26 protein-coding genes and 2 pseudogenes are annotated in these 14780 nt (G+C 42.6%); 4 read left to right on the forward strand and 24 right to left on the reverse strand.

All coding sequences use genetic code 11. From position 1 onward, the window contains the following. Position 1: 1 nt before the first annotated feature. From rplO to rpsJ, 22 genes and pseudogenes are all read right to left on the reverse strand, one after another. Entirely contained in the window at positions 2-442 is a 441-nt protein-coding gene (rplO, locus tag AC5WOE_RS17245; protein ID WP_496051230.1) for a 50S ribosomal protein L15, read from the reverse strand. Positions 443-476: 34 nt separating this feature from the next. Beyond that, positions 477-665, reverse strand: coding sequence for a 50S ribosomal protein L30 (rpmD, locus tag AC5WOE_RS17250; RefSeq protein WP_496051229.1), 189 nt, complete (start codon positions 663-665; stop codon positions 477-479). 12 nt (positions 666-677) lie between these two features. Next, positions 678-1193, reverse strand: coding sequence for a 30S ribosomal protein S5 (gene rpsE, locus AC5WOE_RS17255; RefSeq protein ID WP_496051228.1), 516 nt, complete (start codon positions 1191-1193; stop codon positions 678-680). Further along, positions 1193-1555 carry a 50S ribosomal protein L18 gene (rplR, locus tag AC5WOE_RS17260; protein ID WP_496051227.1) on the reverse strand — a complete coding sequence of 121 codons (363 nt, stop codon included), beginning with the start codon at positions 1553-1555 and terminating at the stop codon, positions 1193-1195. The genes rpsE and rplR overlap by 1 nt, the downstream gene beginning before the upstream one ends. Positions 1556-1587: 32 nt before the next feature. Beyond that, entirely contained in the window at positions 1588-2124 is a 537-nt protein-coding gene (gene rplF / locus AC5WOE_RS17265) for a 50S ribosomal protein L6 (protein WP_496051226.1), read from the reverse strand. A gap of 19 nt (positions 2125-2143) precedes the next feature. Continuing rightward, complete coding sequence (gene rpsH, locus AC5WOE_RS17270; RefSeq protein WP_496051225.1) at positions 2144-2542, reverse strand: 30S ribosomal protein S8; 399 nt, start codon at positions 2540-2542, stop codon at positions 2144-2146. A gap of 24 nt (positions 2543-2566) precedes the next feature. After that, positions 2567-2752, reverse strand: a complete 186-nt coding sequence (locus AC5WOE_RS17275; RefSeq protein ID WP_028777712.1) for a type Z 30S ribosomal protein S14 — start codon at positions 2750-2752, stop codon at positions 2567-2569. Positions 2753-2773: 21 nt separating this feature from the next. Further along, positions 2774-3316 (reverse strand): 50S ribosomal protein L5, encoded by a 543-nt coding sequence (gene rplE, locus AC5WOE_RS17280; RefSeq protein WP_496051224.1) that lies wholly within the window; start codon positions 3314-3316, stop codon positions 2774-2776. 23 nt (positions 3317-3339) lie between these two features. Beyond that, positions 3340-3720: a 50S ribosomal protein L24 gene (rplX, locus tag AC5WOE_RS17285; RefSeq protein ID WP_338057510.1), complete on the reverse strand. Its 381-nt coding sequence runs from the start codon at positions 3718-3720 to the stop codon at positions 3340-3342. Positions 3721-3754: 34 nt separating this feature from the next. After that, positions 3755-4123: a 50S ribosomal protein L14 gene (gene rplN / locus AC5WOE_RS17290; RefSeq protein WP_496051223.1), complete on the reverse strand. Its 369-nt coding sequence runs from the start codon at positions 4121-4123 to the stop codon at positions 3755-3757. 30 nt (positions 4124-4153) lie between these two features. Next, on the reverse strand, positions 4154-4423 hold the full coding sequence (gene rpsQ, locus AC5WOE_RS17295; protein WP_240876417.1) for a 30S ribosomal protein S17: 270 nt from the start codon (positions 4421-4423) through the stop codon (positions 4154-4156). After that, positions 4420-4632 carry a 50S ribosomal protein L29 gene (gene rpmC / locus AC5WOE_RS17300; RefSeq protein WP_496051222.1) on the reverse strand — a complete coding sequence of 71 codons (213 nt, stop codon included), beginning with the start codon at positions 4630-4632 and terminating at the stop codon, positions 4420-4422. The genes rpsQ and rpmC overlap by 4 nt, the downstream gene beginning before the upstream one ends. Continuing rightward, positions 4629-5051 (reverse strand): 50S ribosomal protein L16, encoded by a 423-nt coding sequence (gene rplP / locus AC5WOE_RS17305; RefSeq protein ID WP_240876415.1) that lies wholly within the window; start codon positions 5049-5051, stop codon positions 4629-4631. Before rplP ends, rpmC begins: the two co-directional genes overlap by 4 nt. Before the next feature lie 3 nt (positions 5052-5054). Then, the gene (gene rpsC / locus AC5WOE_RS17310) at positions 5055-5717 is read right to left on the reverse strand and encodes a 30S ribosomal protein S3 (protein ID WP_496051221.1); all 663 of its coding nucleotides are present in this window, start codon (positions 5715-5717) and stop codon (positions 5055-5057) included. A gap of 24 nt (positions 5718-5741) precedes the next feature. Then, positions 5742-6062 (reverse strand): annotated as a pseudogene (rplV, locus tag AC5WOE_RS17315) (50S ribosomal protein L22); the annotation flags it as partial. Between the two features lie 18 nt (positions 6063-6080). Beyond that, a pseudogene (locus AC5WOE_RS17320) lies at positions 6081-6260 on the reverse strand (hypothetical protein); the annotation flags it as partial. Positions 6261-6290: 30 nt separating this feature from the next. Further along, positions 6291-6572, reverse strand: a complete 282-nt coding sequence (gene rpsS, locus AC5WOE_RS17325) for a 30S ribosomal protein S19 (protein ID WP_028777703.1) — start codon at positions 6570-6572, stop codon at positions 6291-6293. A gap of 81 nt (positions 6573-6653) precedes the next feature. Beyond that, complete coding sequence (rplB, locus tag AC5WOE_RS17330; RefSeq protein ID WP_496051220.1) at positions 6654-7505, reverse strand: 50S ribosomal protein L2; 852 nt, start codon at positions 7503-7505, stop codon at positions 6654-6656. Positions 7506-7536: 31 nt separating this feature from the next. Continuing rightward, positions 7537-7824: a 50S ribosomal protein L23 gene (rplW, locus tag AC5WOE_RS17335; protein WP_240876412.1), complete on the reverse strand. Its 288-nt coding sequence runs from the start codon at positions 7822-7824 to the stop codon at positions 7537-7539. Continuing rightward, positions 7821-8447: a 50S ribosomal protein L4 gene (rplD, locus tag AC5WOE_RS17340; protein ID WP_496051219.1), complete on the reverse strand. Its 627-nt coding sequence runs from the start codon at positions 8445-8447 to the stop codon at positions 7821-7823. Before rplD ends, rplW begins: the two co-directional genes overlap by 4 nt. 21 nt (positions 8448-8468) lie before the next feature. Beyond that, positions 8469-9098 carry a 50S ribosomal protein L3 gene (gene rplC / locus AC5WOE_RS17345; RefSeq protein ID WP_496051218.1) on the reverse strand — a complete coding sequence of 210 codons (630 nt, stop codon included), beginning with the start codon at positions 9096-9098 and terminating at the stop codon, positions 8469-8471. Between the two features lie 34 nt (positions 9099-9132). Continuing rightward, the gene (rpsJ, locus tag AC5WOE_RS17350; RefSeq protein ID WP_028777698.1) at positions 9133-9441 is read right to left on the reverse strand and encodes a 30S ribosomal protein S10; all 309 of its coding nucleotides are present in this window, start codon (positions 9439-9441) and stop codon (positions 9133-9135) included. 480 nt (positions 9442-9921) lie between these two features. Between rpsJ and AC5WOE_RS17355 the strand changes: the two genes are divergently transcribed. The 4 genes from AC5WOE_RS17355 to AC5WOE_RS17370 all read left to right on the forward strand — a co-directional run bounded on the left by AC5WOE_RS17355 (position 9922) and on the right by AC5WOE_RS17370 (position 11055). Beyond that, positions 9922-10143 carry a hypothetical protein gene (locus AC5WOE_RS17355; protein ID WP_496051217.1) on the forward strand — a complete coding sequence of 74 codons (222 nt, stop codon included), beginning with the start codon at positions 9922-9924 and terminating at the stop codon, positions 10141-10143. Between the two features lie 362 nt (positions 10144-10505). Continuing rightward, complete coding sequence (locus AC5WOE_RS17360; RefSeq protein WP_496053159.1) at positions 10506-10631, forward strand: AbrB/MazE/SpoVT family DNA-binding domain-containing protein; 126 nt, start codon at positions 10506-10508, stop codon at positions 10629-10631. Next, on the forward strand, positions 10628-10780 hold the full coding sequence (locus tag AC5WOE_RS17365) for a hypothetical protein (RefSeq protein ID WP_496051216.1): 153 nt from the start codon (positions 10628-10630) through the stop codon (positions 10778-10780). Before AC5WOE_RS17360 ends, AC5WOE_RS17365 begins: the two co-directional genes overlap by 4 nt. 5 nt (positions 10781-10785) lie before the next feature. Then, positions 10786-11055, forward strand: a complete 270-nt coding sequence (locus AC5WOE_RS17370; protein ID WP_496051215.1) for a cytotoxin — start codon at positions 10786-10788, stop codon at positions 11053-11055. Positions 11056-11368: 313 nt separating this feature from the next. Here the strand turns inward: AC5WOE_RS17370 and tuf are convergent, their stop codons facing one another. Both tuf and fusA read right to left on the reverse strand, forming a co-directional pair. After that, entirely contained in the window at positions 11369-12559 is a 1191-nt protein-coding gene (gene tuf, locus AC5WOE_RS17375) for an elongation factor Tu (RefSeq protein ID WP_496051214.1), read from the reverse strand. Between the two features lie 100 nt (positions 12560-12659). Then, positions 12660-14735 (reverse strand): elongation factor G, encoded by a 2076-nt coding sequence (gene fusA, locus AC5WOE_RS17380; RefSeq protein ID WP_496051213.1) that lies wholly within the window; start codon positions 14733-14735, stop codon positions 12660-12662. Positions 14736-14780: the final 45 nt, after the last annotated feature.

Genomic DNA, 14780 nt, shown 5'->3' on the forward strand with positions numbered 1-14780 from the left:
GTTAGATTACCTCCGTTGCTCCGCCAGCGGCTCTGATTTTCTCAGCTGCAGTTTCAGAAAACTTATGAGCTTTAACAGTAAGTTTTACTTGAAGCTCACCATTTCCAAGAATCTTAATTCCAGACTTAGTATCTTTGACAACACCAAGTTCTGTGAGTAGCTCAGGAGTAACTTCTGTACCCTCAGCAAAACGATTCAAAGTATCAAGATTTACGATCGCATACTCTTTGCGATTCGGGCTAGTAAATCCACGTTTTGGCAAACGACGGTAGATTGGATTCTGACCACCTTCAAAACCAGGTCGAACTCCACCACCTGAGCGAGCGTTTTGACCTTTATGTCCACGACCAGAAGTTTTACCAGAACCAGAAGCCATTCCACGACCTACACGTCTTGACTCTTTGCGAGAACCAGGTGCTGGTTTTAGCTCGTTTAATTTCATGCTTTGCACCTCCTCTTGTATTAAGTCAATGCTATTACTCAGTTACTTCTTTTACATCTACAAGATGAACAACTTTATTTACCATACCTCGAATCGAAGCATTATCTGGCTTGACCACAGTTTGTTCACGTTTGGTTAGGCCTAATGTACGAAGGGTTACCCGAACGCGCTCCGACTGCCCAATCATACTCCGTCTGAGGGTAATCGCTAATTTGTTTGCCACGGTTATCCCTCCTTATCCGAGTAGCTCTTCAACAGTTTTGCCACGTAGTTTCGCTACTTGTTCGGCTTGTTTAAGACTTGAAAGTCCCTCTAGAGTTGCGCGTACCATGTTGATTGGATTGTTGGATCCGGTAGATTTCGTCAAGATATCACCAACACCTGCAACTGTTAGCACATCACGAACAGGACCTCCAGCGATAACACCAGTACCTTGGCTAGCTGGTTTCAAAAGAACTTTTCCTGCTCCAAAACGTCCTACGATATCGTGAGGAATCGTATTTCCGGTTAGAGGAACAGTGATGAGGTTTTTCTTCGCTGCTTCTACACCTTTTTTGATAGCTTCTGGTACTTCAGCCGCTTTACCGATACCGGCACCAACACGACCTTTTCCATCACCAACAACAACAAGTGCACTGAAGCTGAAACGACGTCCACCTTTTACTACTTTTGCTACACGGTTGATGTTAACAAGTTTTTCTGTGAACTCGGACTGCGCAGCATCACGTTTATTACCTTTGTTTTGTCTCATTAGAAGTCAAGACCTCCTTCCCTTGCCCCATCCGCTAACGCTTGTACACGACCATGATAGAGGTATCCTCCACGATCAAATACAACTTTGTTGTATCCTTTTTCGACAGCACGTTTGGCAATTAACTCGCCGACACTTTTTGCTGCATCAACGGTCCCACCACCTGCACCTTGGTACTCTTTATCCATCGTAGAAGCGGAAACAAGGGTTACTCCTGCTTCATCATCAATAAGTTGTGCGTAGATGTTCTTGGATGAACGGAATACATTGAGGCGAGGACGAAGAGCCGTGCCAAAAAGTTTTTTCCGAACCCGAAGGTGACGCTTTTTCCGATTTTGATTGCGATCTGCTTTTTGAATCACGGTCTGGTTCACTCCCTTCTGAATTAAAAATTCTATTTACCAGTTTTACCTTCTTTACGACGAATTCGTTCTGTAGAGTATTTAATCCCTTTTCCTTTGTAAGGTTCAGGCTCACGTACGGAACGAATGTTAGCAGCCATAGCACCGACTTTTTCTTTGTCGATACCTTTGACGATTACTTGTGTTTGAGTAGGAACATCAAGTTCGATACCATCAGTTGGAGTAATCTCAACTGGGTGAGAATATCCAACGTTTAATACAATATTGGTTCCTTTTTTCGATGCACGGTACCCAACACCTACTAGGTCAAGGGTTTTAGAGAAACCAGTAGATACACCTTCCACCATGTTGGAGATGATGCTACGAGTTGTTCCGTGCAGTGCCCGATGTGTACGATGATCGCTAGGACGCTCAACCAACAACTCATTTGCTGAGATATTGATCTTCATTTCTGCGTGCAGATTGCGAGTCAAAGTACCTTTGGGTCCTTTTACTGTCAACTGATTGCCTTCTAAGTTTACTTCGACACCAGCAGGAACAGTAATTGGTTTTTTCCCGATACGAGACATGTTTGGTTCACCTCCATCATTACCAGATGTATGCTAGCACTTCTCCACCAACGCGTTGTTGACGTGCTTCTTTGTCAGTTACGATTCCTTTATTTGTTGATAGGATCGCAATTCCAAGTCCACGTAGTACGCGAGGTACTTCATTAGATTTGGCATATACACGAAGTCCAGGTTTACTGATTCTTTTTAGACCAGTGATTACCTTTTCGTTGTTTGTACCGTACTTTAAGAAAATACGAAGGATGCCTTGCTTATTATCCTCGATGTATTCAGCATCGCGAATAAATCCTTCTTGCTTTAATATTTCTGCGATCTCACGTTTTACACGAGAAGCAGGTAGTTCAACACTTTCATGGCGAACCATGTTTGCGTTACGAATTCTAGTCAGCATATCCGCAATGGGATCTGTCATCACCATGTGTGAGCCCTCCTTTCAGAAGCATTACCAGCTTGCTTTTTTTACGCCGGGAATCTGCCCTTTGTAGGCCAATTCACGGAAACAGATACGACATAGTCGAAATTTGCGTAATACAGAGTGAGGACGTCCACAACGTTCGCAACGAGTGTACCCTTGCACCTCAAACTTAGGTTTGCGCTGTGATTTGACGATCATCGATTTTCTGGCCAACGGATTCCCTCCTTTGCCTTATTATTTGCGAAATGGCATCCCCATTTCAGAAAGTAGTGTAAATGCTTCTTCATCAGTATTAGCAGTAGTTACGATAACTACGTCCATACCACGCACCTTATCTACCTTGTCGTACGAGATTTCTGGGAAAATCAATTGTTCTTTAACTCCTAAGGTATAGTTTCCACGTCCATCAAAAGATTTAGGGGAAATACCACGGAAGTCACGGACACGAGGTAGCGAAATGTTGATCAATTTGTCTAAGAAATCGTACATACGCTTACCACGTAGGGTAACCTTTACTCCAATTGGCATTCCTTCACGAAGTTTAAAACTTGCGATTGATTTTTTTGCTCGAGTAATTACTGGTTTTTGACCAGCAATAACGGTCATGTCTTCTACTGCATTGTCCAACACTTTGGAGTTTTGAACAGCTTCACCAACACCCATGTTCAAAACAATCTTCTCCACTTTTGGAACTTGCATTACAGACTTGTACTCAAACTTATTCATCAAAGAAGGAACAATTTCATTTGTATATGTTTCTTTTAACCGTGCAGTCAAGGAATGTACCTCCCTTCCTCATACTATTTATCCAGGATTTCGCCTGACTTTTTCGCAAACCGTACTTTCTTCTGTTCACCGTTTTTACCTTCGATAAACTTATAGCCAATACGGGTTGGTTGTTTTGTTTTTGGATCTTCAATCATCAAGTTGGATACATCGATTGGCGCTTCTTTTTCGATGATTCCACCTTGAGGATTTGCTTGTGTTGGACGGGAGTGTTTCTTCACCATGTTGACTCCCTCAACGAGTGCTCTGCCTTCTTTAGGAAGCATTTTGATGACACGGCCTTTCGTGTACACCTTTTTGCCATCTTGGAAGTATGGAGCTTCTTTCCCACGCATCACGATAACCGTATCACCAGTTTTGATGTGAAGTTTATTGGGGCGTTTTTCGCTTTTCACTCACGCGCACCTCCTTATCTCTCACGATCTGTCCTTAAAGCACTTCTGGTGCTAAGGAGATAATCTTCATAAAGTCGCGATCACGTAGCTCACGGGCAACTGGTCCAAAGATACGGGTACCACGTGGGCTTTTGTCATCCTTAATCACGACTGCTGCATTTTCATCGAAACGAATATAGGAGCCATCAGGACGACGGTTTGGACGAACAGTACGAACTACTACGCACCTGACTACATCGCCTTTCTTAACAACGCCTCCGGGTGTAGCTTGTTTCACCGAAGCAACGATGATATCACCGATACCAGCAGTAGACTTCTTCGATCCACCTAACACACGAATGCACATGATTTCTTTCGCACCGGAGTTATCTGCAACTCGAAGACGTGTCTGTTGTTGAATCATCGGTCTTTCCTCCTTCCTTAAGAGAACTCCTTAGATGATGACAGCCTCTTCTACAATCTCTACGAGACGCCAATTCTTATCTTTCGATAATGGGCGAGTCTCCATGATTCTTACGATGTCACCTGTTTTGGCTTGGTTGTTCTCATCATGGGCTTTAAACTTTTTGGTATGTTTTACGCGTTTGCCGTACAGACGATCCTTTTTATAGGTTTCTACTGCAACTACGACTGTTTTATCCATTTTGTCGCTGACCACTTTACCGACACGCACTTTCCGACGTGTTGTACGTTGTTCGCTCAACCCCGATTCCTCCTTTCGCTATCCAGTTCACGCTGGCGAAGGACCGTTTTACAACGAGCAATGTCTTTGCGTACTTGACCCAAGCGGTTTGGGTTTTCCAATTGCCCTGTTGCAGATTGAAAACGTAGGTTAAACAATTCTTCTTTGTACTGCGTCAGTTTTTGTTCGAGCTCAGTGGTGGTCAACTCGATTAGCTCTGCTGCTTTCATTCGTTACCACCTGCTTCACGTTTTACAAATTTTGTTTTGATTGGAAGTTTGTGAGCTGCTAGACGCATTGCTTCACGAGCAACTTCCTCTGGTACTCCCGCCAATTCAAACATGATTTTACCAGGTTTTACAACAGCTACCCATTTTTCAGGGGAACCTTTACCGCTACCCATACGAACCTCAAGAGGTTTTTGAGTAATTGGCTTATCTGGGAAAATCTTAATCCATACTTTCCCACCACGTTTGATATAACGAGTCATCGCAATACGCGCTGCTTCAATTTGACGGTTGGTAATCCAAGATGGTTCCAATGCTTTTAGGCCGTATTCACCAAAAGCAACTTCTGTTCCGCCTTTCGCCTTCCCACGCATTTTTCCACGGTGAGGACGACGAAACTTGACCTTTTTTGGCATTAGCATGCGTTACTCGCCTCCTTCGACTGCTCCTTTTTTCCCTTTGGTAGGCAGTACTTCACCACGGTAAATCCATACTTTTACTCCGATACGACCATAAGTGGTATGTGCTTCTGCAAAGCCATAATCGATATCAGCACGTAAAGTATGTAGTGGAACGGTACCTTCGCTATATCCCTCACTACGAGCGATATCAGCACCACCAAGACGACCACTTACTAGTGTGCGAACCCCTTTTGCACCGGAACGAAGAGTACGTCCGATTGCTTGTTTCATAGCTCGACGGAAAGAAACACGACGCTCTAATTGACTTGCAATGTTTTCAGCTACAAGATAAGCATCCAACTCAGGGCTTTTGATTTCATTGATATTGATGTGAACTTTTTTACCAGTCATTTTGGTAAGTTGGTTACGAAGTTTTTCTACTTCGGTACCGCCTTTCCCAATAACCATTCCAGGTTTCGCTGTATAGATGGATACGTTTAGACGGTTTGCTGCACGTTCGATCTCTACTTTAGAAACTGAGGAATCTTTCAATTGTGTTTTGATGTGATCGCGAACACGGATGTCTTCATGAAGTAGTGTAGCGTAATCTTTGCCGCCGTACCACTTGGATTCCCAATCACGAATAATACCGACTCTCAATCCCACTGGGCTAACTTTTTGACCCAAAGTTCTTCCCTCCTTATTGAAAAATTATTTTTCAGATACTACCACTGTGATGTGGCTAGTACGTTTGTTGATGCGGCTTGCGCGTCCTTGTGCACGTGGGATGAATCGTTTCAATGTCGGTCCTTCATCCACATAAGCTTCTTTTACAACTAAGTTACCTTGATTTAAGTTAAAGTTATGCTCAGCATTTGCTACAGCAGAACTCAGTACTTTCTCGATAACTGGAGATGCAGCACGAGGTGTGAATTTTAGAATCGCCGCTGCTTCATCAATCGATTTACCACGAATCAAATCGATAACCAGACGAACTTTACGAGGAGCGATTCTTATGTTTTTAGCAACTGCAAATGGCGGGAAAACGAATTTCGTTGTACCACCTTTGGTAGAAGTGATGATCAAACCTAGTTCTGCAACATCTTTTGCTACGGCTTCCTCAGTTGCCTTGATGCCTGCATCTTGTAGACGCTCAGTCAACTCAGCAACGCTTGCGATGTCATGTTCTTTAATCAACTTTCTAATCTTGCGTTGGCGTACGACGTTCATGTTTACCCTCCTTTCTTTACATAAGAATAATTAGCGCTTGCGAGTTTTCTTATCGTCCCCAGCGTGTCCCTTATACGTACGGGTAGGAACAAATTCGCCGAGTTTGTGACCTACCATATCTTCGCTTACATATACAGGCACATGTTTACGTCCATCGTGAACAGCAAATGTGTGACCGACAAAATCAGGGAAGATGGTAGAGCGACGAGACCATGTTTTCACGATCTTCTTTTCGTTTTTCTCGTTCAAAACCTCTACTTTTTTCAGTAGATGAGCATCTGCAAAAGGCCCTTTTTTCAGGCTACGACCCATGCGATACGCCTCCTCTCATACCATAATCATCCAACATATCGCTCCCACGAAAGGTCCCTTCCGCGGGATAGGAAGAGGTTATTATTTTTTCTTGCGACGACGAACGATAAATTTGTCCGAAGCCTTGTTTTTCTTACGAGTTTTGTAGCCAAGAGTTGGTTTACCCCAAGGAGTCACAGGAGACTTACGTCCGATAGGAGCACGACCTTCCCCACCACCGTGTGGGTGGTCATTAGGGTTCATAACAGAACCACGAACAGTTGGGCGAATACCTTTCCAACGGCTACGTCCTGCTTTACCTACTGTGATCAATTCATGATCGAGGTTACCAACTTGACCGATGGTAGCACGACAGTCTGCAAGGATCATACGTGTTTCACCAGAAGCCAAACGAATGATAACATATTTTCCTTCTTCGCCTTTGTGTGCACCTTTACCCAACAACTGAGCAGAAGTACCAGCAGCACGCACTAACTGTCCGCCACGACCTGGTTTCAACTCGATGTTGTGAATCTCTGTACCAACTGGAATATTGCGTAGTGGCAATGCATTACCCACTTTGATGTCGGATTCAGGGCCAGACATGATTTCAGTACCAACTTTTAAACCTTTTGGTGCTAATACATAGCGTTTTTCACCATCAGCATAATGAATGAGTGCAATATTAGCAGAGCGGTTTGGATCATACTCGATCGTAGCTACTTTGCCTGGGATACCATCTTTGTTCCGTTTGAAATCAATGATACGGTATTTACGTTTATGTCCGCCACCTTGGTGACGCATCGTTAAACGACCTTGGTTGTTACGACCAGCTTTTCTCACTAAAGAAGTAGTAAGAGATTTCTCTGGTGTAGAAGTGGTAATCTCTTCAAAGGTAGAACCGGTCATATGACGACGTGAAGGTGTAGTTGGTTTATACTTTTTAATACCCATTTGCTATTTCCCTCCTTTACCCTTTGGATTTCTAGCTCTCAAATATTTCGATTTGCTTGCTGCCTTCAGCAAGTTTTACAATTGCTTTTTTCCATTCTGGTGTCCGACCGGAGTAACGACCATAGCGCTTTGTTTTGCCTGGTACACGCATTGTGTTTACACGGTCCACTTTCACATCAAAAATGGCTTCTAATGCCTGACGTATTTGAAATTTATTCGCACGAATGTCAACTTCAAATACGTATTTTCCTTCTTCCATCATGGCAGTCGATGCTTCTGTTACGATGGGTCGACGGATAATGTCACGTGGGTCCTTCACTGGCCAAACACCTCCTCTACACGACTTACTGCGTCAGTAGTAATGATCAACTTGTCATGTGCTAACACGTCTAATACATTTACTCCTTCAGCAGCAATCAATTTCACACCTGGGATATTGCGAACAGCACGAACTGCACCGTCTTCCAAATTATTGGTTACAACTAATGCTTTCTTTTCAGCGCCCAAGTTTTTCAAAACTTGAACCATTTCTTTTGTTTTTGGAGCAGATAGTGTTAATGCATCCAAAACAACTACGTCTTGATCTTCTACTTTAGTAGATAGAGCAGACTTGATTGCAAGACGACGAACTTTTTTAGGAAGCTTGTAAGCATAGCTACGAGGGGTAGGTCCAAAAACAGTACCACCACCAACCCAAATAGGGGAACGTGAGCTACCTGCACGAGCACGTCCTGTTCCTTTTTGTTTCCATGGCTTTTTACCACCACCGCGAACTTCGGAACGATTCTTTACATCGTGAGTTCCACTGCGCAAGGATGCTTGTTGCATCACTACTGCATCATGAAGTACAGCTTTGTTTGGGGTAATCCCAAATACTGCGTCAGCCAATTCTAATTCGCCAACTTGGGAACCCGTTACATCAACAACTGATACCTTTGGCATGATTGATCCTCCTTTCTGATGTTATTTAACGCCTTTTGCTGTGGAACGAATTACTACATAACTGTTCCGAGGTCCAGGTACGTTTCCTTTAATAAGCAGCAAATTCTTTTCAGAATCCACACGAACCACTTGCAGGTTTTGTGTTGTAATACGCTCTCCACCCATACGACCTGGTAAGGTTTGTCCTTTGAAAACACGGTTTGGAGCAATAGCACCTAAAGAACCGGGTCCACGATGATAGTGGGAACCGTGACTCATAGGTCCGCGGCTTTGGTTGTGACGCTTGATCGCCCCTGCAAAACCTTTACCTTTTGAAGTACCTGTCACGTCAACAAGCTCTCCTTCAGCAAAGAGATCTGCTTTGACAACAGTACCTAGTTCGTATTCTTCTGGGTTCATCCCGCGGATTTCTTTGATAAAGCTCTGTGCTTTCGCATTTGCTTTCTTCGCATGTCCAAGTTCGGGTTTGTTGGAACGGTGTTCCTTTTTTTCTTTAAACCCTAGTTGGATCGCTTCGTATCCGTCGGTTGTTTCATCTTTCCTTTGAAGAACAACACATGGTCCAGCTTCAACAACTGTTACTGTTACTGCTGTTCCATCTTCACGAAACAATTGGGTCATCCCAATCTTTTTCCCTAGAATTCCTTTCAATTGTTACACCTCCTGCCATTTTGAAATGGATAAATTATAGTTTGATTTCAATGTCGACGCCGGATGGCAGGTCGAGTCTCATTAGCGCATCAACTGTTTGTTGAGTAGGATTCACAATATCAATCAAACGCTTATGCGTACGCATTTCAAACTGTTCGCGTGAATCTTTATATTTATGAACCGCCCGTAAAATGGTATAAACTGCTTTTTCCGTAGGTAGTGGAATCGGACCTGATACACTTGCTCCCGTACGTTTTGCAGTGTCGACAATCTTCACTGCCGATTGATCCAAAACACGGTGGTCATACGCCTTCAACCGAATGCGAATCTTTTGTTTTGCCATCTTTAACCCTCCTTCGCTCATTTTGATAAATGAACTTCTCCGCGAAAATTTTCCGCCCGACCATGGCAAAGGGGCCGGGTGTGTCGGCAACCTTCCGCATCATCGCTGTTCACAGTACAACACCCGCTATTATATAGAAAAAGCAAATGGGATGCAAGAAAAAAAATAGCTTTCCTACTATTGGATAATATTTGCTAGTAGAAACCTCTTTTGTTGATGCACCAAAAGTTCACTTATTCATCGGTATTTTGAAAAGCCTAATAAGTAAAACATCCCATTCATGCAAATTTTTCTGTTGTCCTTTACACTAAACATTATTTACTTTCTAAGTACCTTATACAGGTAATATTTCCATATAACTCCAAAATTCTAGAAATCTCTGATTCTACATCCACTATGGCAATATCTGATTTATTTGACTAATTTTCTTGGAAAGTATATTCTAACTTTAGCAAAATAAAGTATCACAAAGGAGCTCCTATGCCAGCCGAAAAGAGACTAAATGAATGTGTGGTTACGTATAAAGACCAAGACACAAATGCCTTATATGTTATTCTCGATAATGGTGGCGTTTTCGAAGAACAAGCGGAAAACGTCTATAAAGCTACGACGGGACGTCTCTATGTACACTGTGTAAAATCAGATTTTAAACTATATCCAACTGATGATGAACCTGTTTTGGTACAGGTTATCAACGACTAAAATATATAAGTGATACGGGGCATTGATTAATCATGCCTCTTTTTTTATCATAGGAGATCACCTCATGAAAAGGATTGGAGCCATATTCGGACTCTGGGATCTGTATCCTGCATTTCAAGGTTATCCGTTCTATTTTTATTTCACGAAGGCCTACTAATATGCTGATTCTTCTAGTATGAAGGATGTGATGATAAGAAAAAAGCCATGATTCGTTTCATCATAGTCTGAAACTACGGCCACCTGTTTTCACAAAAATTCCTTCATTAACCTCACTTTAAGATCTTCAATCAACAACAATATATGATGTATTCCTCCCTTTACCAATCGAACGAATAGCACCTTTTTCCACAAGTCCTTTTAAAATTTTCACCGACAAACGTGGACAAGTGACACTGCCTAAATCGATTTTAGAGTTATTCCATCTGAATGAAGGAGATATATTGGAATTATCTGTCAATGAAAATGGAGAAATAACGATTACCCAATGATTCAAATTCCTGCTGATCAACAATGGTTTTGGACAAAAAAATGGCAAACAATGGAGAGAGAAGCTGACGAAGACATTCAAGCAGGGCGCATGAAATCGTTTAAAAATATCCATGATCTGATTAATGACTTGGAAAGTGATGAGGATTAGATTCGATGATTTTTGAACGAACGACTCGCTTCAAAAGAAGCTATAAAAAGTTAGATAAACAAACACAAAAAATCTTGAATCAAGCACTAATCATGTTAGCTGAAGATTTCACGCATCCGTCTCTACGGGTAAAAAAAATGAGAGGTTATCATCGCCCTAATGTCCGGGAAGCAAGTGCCAACATGGACTTGCGAATCACATTTGAAATCGAAAAACCTAATAAGCTCATTTTACACAACTGTGGCCATTACGATGAAACATTAAATCATCCATAGCTAGTCTTACCCTAGAAACCATTCATTCTCATCTATCGAAAAATTGTTAATGTAAATGAAGAATGTGTGGTCACTTATAAAGACTATTCTCGACAATAGTGGCGTTTTTGAAAAACAAGCGGAGAACATCCTAATAAAGATATGGGACACCTCTATGTAAATTTTGTATTTTAAACTATATCCAACAGATGAGAAGGCTAGAATGTTCGTCAAATCCTTTCATCTAGGACTACTATCATTAATCATATATAAACAAAAAAGCTGTCCTCCCACCCTAATAGGAGAACAGCTTTTCTAGTGTAATACATTCTATCTATTTTTCAATTACAGTAACTGCACCAGCACCAACGGTACGTCCACCTTCACGGATGGTGAAACGAGTTCCGTCTTCGATAGCGATAGGAGCAATCAATTCAACTTCCATCTCTACGTTATCTCCAGGCATACACATTTCGGTACCTTCTGGAAGTTGGATAACACCAGTTACGTCCGTTGTACGGAAGTAGAACTGAGGACGGTAGCTAGAGAAGAAAGGAGTATGACGTCCACCTTCTTCTTTGGAAAGAACATAAACTTGAGCTTTGAATTTGGTGTGAGGTTTCACACTACCTGGTTTTGCAAGAACTTGACCACGTTGGATATCTTTACGTTCTACCCCACGAAGTAGAGCTCCGATGTTGTCACCAGCTTGAGCGGAATCAAGAAGACGACGGAACATTTCTACACCAGTTACAACAGTTTTACGAGTATCGGTGATACCGATGACTTCTACTTCTTCCCCAACTTTTACAGCACCGCTCTCTACACGACCAGTAGCAACAGTACCACGACCAGTAATGGTGAATACATCCTCAACTGGCATCAAGAAAGGTTTGTCAGTGTCACGAATTGGTTCTGGAACATAAGCGTCAACAGCAGCCATCAATTCAAGAATTTTGTCAGCCCATTCTCCACTAGCTGGGTTTTCAAGAGCTTTCAAAGCAGAACCTGCGATTACTGGGATGTCATCGCCAGGGAATTCGTATTCATCAAGAAGTTCACGAACTTCCATTTCTACCAATTCCAATAGTTCTTCGTCGTCAACCATGTCTACTTTGTTCAAGAAAACAACGATGTGAGAAACACCAACTTGGCGAGATAGCAAGATGTGCTCACGAGTTTGTGGCATAGGACCATCAGCAGCAGATACTACCAAGATAGCTCCGTCCATTTGCGCAGCACCGGTGATCATGTTTTTCACATAGTCAGCATGTCCTGGGCAGTCAACGTGTGCATAGTGGCGGTTGTCTGTTTCATACTCTACGTGTGCAGTAGAGATGGTGATACCACGCTCTTTTTCTTCAGGAGCTTTATCGATTTGATCATAAGCAGTAGCAGTAGCGCCACCTTTTTGAGCAAGAACAGTTGTGATTGCAGCGGTAAGAGTTGTTTTACCATGGTCAACGTGACCGATTGTACCAACGTTAACGTGTGGTTTTGTACGTTCGAACTTGGCTTTTGCCATTTTAGGAATCCTCCTTCAAAGTAAGAAGAGTAATTTTTTATTTTTGGTACATTGATTTATAGGAAGCTAGAAGAGTGTGCTCTGCTAGATTCTCTTAAATTTATACAGTAGTAGCTTTTTTGATAATCTCTTCAGCTACACTTTTTGGAACTTCTTCAAAGTGGTCGAACTGCATGGAGAATACTCCGCGACCTTGGGTACGGGAACGTAGGTTAGTAGCATACCCAAACATTTCAGCGAGGGGAACCATTGCACGAACAACTTGTGCCCCACTGCGAGCTTCCATACCTTCTACACGGCCACGACGGGAGCTAGCATCACCCATCACATCACCCATGTATTCTTCAGGTACAGTTACTTCAACTCTCATGATTGGCTCTAAGATTACTGGATTACATTTAGCTTTTGCAGCTTTCAAAGACATGGAACCAGCAATTTTAAATGCCATCTCAGAGGAGTCAACATCGTGGTAAGAACCATCAACTAGTGTAGCACGCACGTCTACCAATTGGTATCCGGCGAGAACTCCGTTGAGCATGGATTCCTCAATACCTTTTTGTACAGCTGGGATGTATTCTTTTGGAACAACCCCACCCACGATTTTATTGACGAATTCAAATCCAGCACCTTCTGGTAATGGCTCATACTCAATCCAAACGTGACCGAATTGACCTTTACCACCAGACTGACGAATGAACTTACCTTCTACTCTAGCAGAAGAACGGAATGTTTCTTTGAAAGCTACTTGTGGTGCACCCACATTTGCTTCAACTCGAAACTCTTCTTTCAAACGGTCAACGATAATCTCAAGATGAAGCTCACCCATACCAGCGATAATCGTTTGACCTGTATCCTCATCTGTATGCGTACGGAAGGTAGGATCTTCTTCAGCCAATTTTGCTAGTGCTACACCCATTTTATCTTGGTCTGCTTTTGTTTTTGGTTCAATCGCAACTTCGATAACTGGCTCTGGGAAGGTCATAGATTCAAGAATGATTTCATTCTTTTCATCAGAAAGGGTATCCCCAGTAGTAGTAACTTTTAGTCCAACTGCTGCAGCAATATCTCCTGCAAATACTGTTCCAATTTCTTCACGGGTATTAGCATGCATCTGTAAGATACGTCCAACACGTTCCCGTTTTCCTTTGGTTGTGTTTTGCACATAAGAACCAGAATCAAGGGAACCAGAGTATACACGGAAGAAAGTCAATTTCCCAACAAATGGATCTGTAGCAATTTTGAATGCAAGAGCAGAGAAAGGCTCTTCGTCACTGGAGTGACGTACTGCCTCAGTACCATCTGGAAGTTCCCCTTGGATAGCTGGAACATCAAGTGGAGATGGTAGGTAAGCTACTACTGCATCAAGTAGTGGTTGTACCCCTTTGTTTTTGTAAGAAGAACCACATAGAACTGGAGTAATCTGTACTTCACAAGTTCCTTTACGAAGTGCAGCATTAATCTCTTCTACGGTCAATTCTTCCCCTTCTAGGTACTTCTCCATCAAATCATCATCGAGTTCAGCAACAGCATCGAGTAAGTTGGAACGATACTCTTCTGCTAGTTCTTTGTACTCTTCTGGGATTTCTCTTGCTTCTGAAGTTGTCCCTAGATCATCGGTGTAGATGATAGCTTTCATGTTGATCAAATCGATCATGCCTAGAAAAGTATCTTCTGCTCCAATTGGTAATTGAATTGGCACAGCATTCGCGGATAGACGATCCTTCATTTGTTCCACAGAACCAAGGAAGTCTGCACCAATGATGTCCATTTTGTTGATATATGCGATCCGCGGTACATTGTAACGATCCGCTTGACGCCAAACTGTTTCTGATTGAGGTTCTACTCCGCCTTTTGCGTCAAAAACCCCAACTGCTCCGTCTAATACACGAAGGGAACGCTCTACCTCTACGGTAAAATCAACGTGCCCCGGAGTGTCAATAATGTTAATCCGATGTCCTTTCCACTGTGCAGTTGTCGCAGCGGAAGTAATCGTGATTCCACGTTCTTGTTCTTGTTTCATCCAGTCCATGGTAGCTGCACCTTCGTGCACCTCACCAATCTTATGAACACGACCAGTATAAAACAATACACGCTCGGTAGTGGTTGTTTTACCCGCATCGATGTGAGCCATGATGCCGATATTTCGTGTATTTTTCAAGGAGAATTCACGTGCCATGAGAAACTTCTCCCTTCATATAACCTCAGTAGTTGATCTTTCCTA

Source organism: Shimazuella sp. NTD248, from assembly GCF_059510395.1.